The sequence below is a fragment of the Bradyrhizobium sp. AUGA SZCCT0283 genome, from assembly GCF_018130385.1.
Lineage (GTDB): Bacteria > Pseudomonadota > Alphaproteobacteria > Rhizobiales > Xanthobacteraceae > Bradyrhizobium.
The window spans coordinates 1-3,091 of sequence record NZ_JAFCLU010000093.1 but is presented as its reverse complement, the minus strand read 5'-3'; the positions used below and the strand labels follow the sequence as shown (position 1 = coordinate 3,091).

Sequence of the window (3,091 nt, the reverse complement as noted above, 5' to 3'; positions counted from 1 at the left end):
CAGAAGCTCGAAGCACAAAAGAACGATCGCAAGGACCGCTCTCGGATCAAGGACCCGAAACTGTCCGTCGGAGAGGTATTCCATCCCCGGAAGCCAACATGAACCTGACGACTGAATCGGGTCTACGTCGGTTGCTGGATGAAGAACGGACTTCGTTCGCACTGTTAGAGACTTCCGAGCCTGGACCCAAAGCCGACGTTCCCAACCGCGAAACTCACAGTTTGCGTTGCTTGGCATTCCAGTGTTTCTCGAGATTGACGATGAGCTCGTCGCTGAGGTGACAGAACGCCTGCTCGAATGCGTATGTCGTCAGGTATCTGCGGAATGCTTCCAGCGGCTCGGTTTGCTGGCGGATCGCCTTGCGGTTGGCACCAGGGCTGACGACACCCGATCCGATCGCATGTTCCACGCAGCGCGAGACTGCGAGGTCCATTTCGCCCGATGGCACCACTTCATTGGCGATCAGGCGCCCCTCCGGCGTGTCGGCGTAAAACACGCGGTCGAACAAGATCGCCTCGCGCGCCAGCCGCTCGCCGACAAAGCGGGGCAATCGCATATTTGCGGTGCCGGGCAAGAAGCCTTCCTTGCGCGCGGGCAGACTGAAGTAAGAGCCAGCCTCGGCGATGACGTAGTCGACGATGAGCAGAAGCTGGCAGCCTCCGCCGATCGCGAATTTATCGACGGCCGCAACCCATAGCTTCTCCAGCGTGCGCTCCGGCTCTTCGAGCGGCGCATCCAGGCGGTCAGGCTCATGTTCGACCAGCACGCCACGGTAGAGCTTGCTGTGCAACCCCATGCTGCGGAAAAGGAACGAGAGATAGCTCAGCTTTCCCTGGTAGATGCGCGTCAGATTCATTCCCGATGAAAACACGCGCTGGCCCCGGTACTTCGGATGATCTACCACGCTGCCGCGCAGGACGCCGATTTTCACTTCAGGATGCAGCAAAGTCAGATCCGTCGCGATCTCGAGCGGACCCACGACGGTGTCGTCTTCGGAGTTGAGGTACCGTTCGTTATGGATGGTCACGTGGCTCGCGCTGCCCTGCACCTCGACGCGCGCGGTACCAGATCGGCGCGGCCTGTCGCGATGAACTGCGGCAGCAGCTCAAGGGATTCTGCTCGGGGGCGCAGCATGGAGCGTATCAGGTGATGCCCCGCCTGAGGGTCGGCCAGGATCTGGCTGACGAACAGGCCCTGGTGAATCTCGAGGCCGTCCTTGTCTGCCTGCATGCGGTCGCCCTCGGCGGTGATCTCTGCCTGGGTAGGCAGAATGTCAGGCCAGTGCGCGGCGGCCTCCCACAGAATCGCATCGACGCGCATCGACCGCGCGCCCTCCTGCGTCAGGTCGCGGTACATCGGCACGGCATGGCGGCGGAAAAATCGCCACACAGCATCGGCCGTCAGATGGACGATCGCCTCGCCGCCCGCCTTTTGCACCGGGGTCCGCTGCGAGCGTAGCGGCAATCGCGCCAGCAGCGCGCGGCCGCTGCGGATCGCGGCGCGCAAATCGGCGGCAGCGAGGGTTGCGACAGCGTGGTTACGGGTGATCAGAAATGCTTCGGTCTCGGCGCGCGGCAACGCGGCGGCGAGCACCTGGGAATGCTGTTCGCGGGGGATTGAAAGCATTGGACACCTTGGAATGAGGCAGTAGTGGAAGTGTAGGACGAAGATGCATCCTGCGAAAATGAGATACTGTCGCAAAGCTGCCAAAAACTATCGACATCCAGCGGAGGGGCTGTGCGCCTCCATCAAGTGCAACCCTCCAGCTCGCAGACGCATCCCCTGGTAGGCTCCCGCGCGGCTGTGTCGAAGATGTTGGCTGACTGTGAAGTACTTTACATCCCTGTGTTCTTGGCCCGGTTAAGATGGCGAAGGCTTTCTTACTTTGAAGGAGGCATCCGATGCTCGCGACAATCAAATGGAACTCCCGATATAACGCTCGCGAATGGGTGATGATGGCTGGGGCGCTCGTCGTCCAACTCAGCGCACTGAATGCAAAACGACAGAAGGGTGAAAGCAAACCAAGCCGGCCACTCTGGAAACACTTCGACGACACCCGTCATTGGGACTCAACCGCGGAGGAATGGGTCCCCAACCATGATCGGTGATCGTGCAACGCATTATGCATCCCGCAGGCCGAATTCCGAGACTTCAAGATCCCTCTCACTGAGAGGCCCTGTCGAGGGTGCGGTCGCGTACAAGTAGCTGGATCGGGAGGTGAGTTCCTGCCGGGCGACTTGATAATAGTCAAGCAATTACTGTTGGGCCGTTTGCCGACCTTAGGTAAGCCATCTGAATGGCCGATCCTGGCACCTTTACGCGGTCATGGGTTGATGTCCGTTGGCGGCGCTAAAGGGGACGTGCTCGTACGCCGTCGAGATCGACGCGATTGACCCTGGCTGTGTGAAAACGCAGTGCTGCTGTTATGATTCTCCTGTGATTCTGCGGGAGGAATCGATGAGGCGCTTCGTTGAAGAGGCGGATTGTGGGCAATGGACGCTATTGCCCGAATGCCTCGATGATTTCATTGACGAGAGCAACCCTGTTCGCGTGATCGACGTGTTGTCGATGCACTCGATTTGGCTGAGATGAGCTTTGAGGGGGGTAGAGCCGGCGGCGACTGGTCGGCCGTCGTACCACCCGTCGGTTCTCCTCAAGCTTTACATCTACGGCTATTTGAACCGGGTGCAGTCGAGCCGGCGGCTCGAACGCGAGGCCGGACGCAATGTCGAAGTCATGTGGTTGCTGGGTCGGCTTGCACCTGATCACAAGACGATCGCGGACTTCCGCAAAGATAATGGCCTGGCGCTGCGCAGGGTATGTGCGCGCTTCGTCGAACTCTGCCGCAAGATGGGTCTTCTCGCGACGGCGAGCGTCGCCATCGATGGTAGCAAGTTCAAAGCCGTGAACAACCGGGATAAGAACTTCACCCGGGCGAAGGTGGAACGGCGGCGTGCCCAGTTGGAGGAGAGCGTCGCGCGCTATCTGAGCCAACTTGACACGGCCGACCGGCGGGAGCCGACGGAGGCGCTGGCCGCGAAGGTAACAAGGCTCACCGAGAAGCTGACGAAGTTAAAGGAGGAAATGAGCA

General features: G+C 60.1%; 2 protein-coding genes and 1 pseudogene. 1 reads left to right on the top strand and 2 read right to left on the bottom strand.

Annotation, left to right across the window (positions count from 1 at the left end; genetic code table 11):
* Positions 1–214 precede the first annotated feature (214 nt).
* Together JQ624_RS38150 and JQ624_RS38145 are read right to left on the bottom strand one after the other, a co-directional pair.
* Positions 215–1,027 (bottom strand): enoyl-CoA hydratase/isomerase family protein, encoded by an 813-nt coding sequence (locus JQ624_RS38150; protein ID WP_212424003.1) that lies wholly within the window; start codon positions 1,025–1,027, stop codon positions 215–217.
* On the bottom strand, positions 1,024–1,626 hold the full coding sequence (locus tag JQ624_RS38145; RefSeq protein ID WP_212424002.1) for a hypothetical protein: 603 nt from the start codon (positions 1,624–1,626) through the stop codon (positions 1,024–1,026). Before JQ624_RS38145 ends, JQ624_RS38150 begins: the two co-directional genes overlap by 4 nt.
* A gap of 831 nt (positions 1,627–2,457) precedes the next feature.
* Here JQ624_RS38145 and JQ624_RS38140 point away from each other — a divergent pair.
* Positions 2,458–3,091 (top strand): annotated as a pseudogene (locus tag JQ624_RS38140) (transposase); the annotation flags it as partial.

What these genes read in the sequence shown, in the direction of transcription:
- JQ624_RS38145 (WP_212424002.1), bottom strand. Translation starts at nt 1,626, where the DNA reads ATGCTTTCAATCCCCCGCGAACAGCATTCCCAGGTGCTCGCCGCCGCG.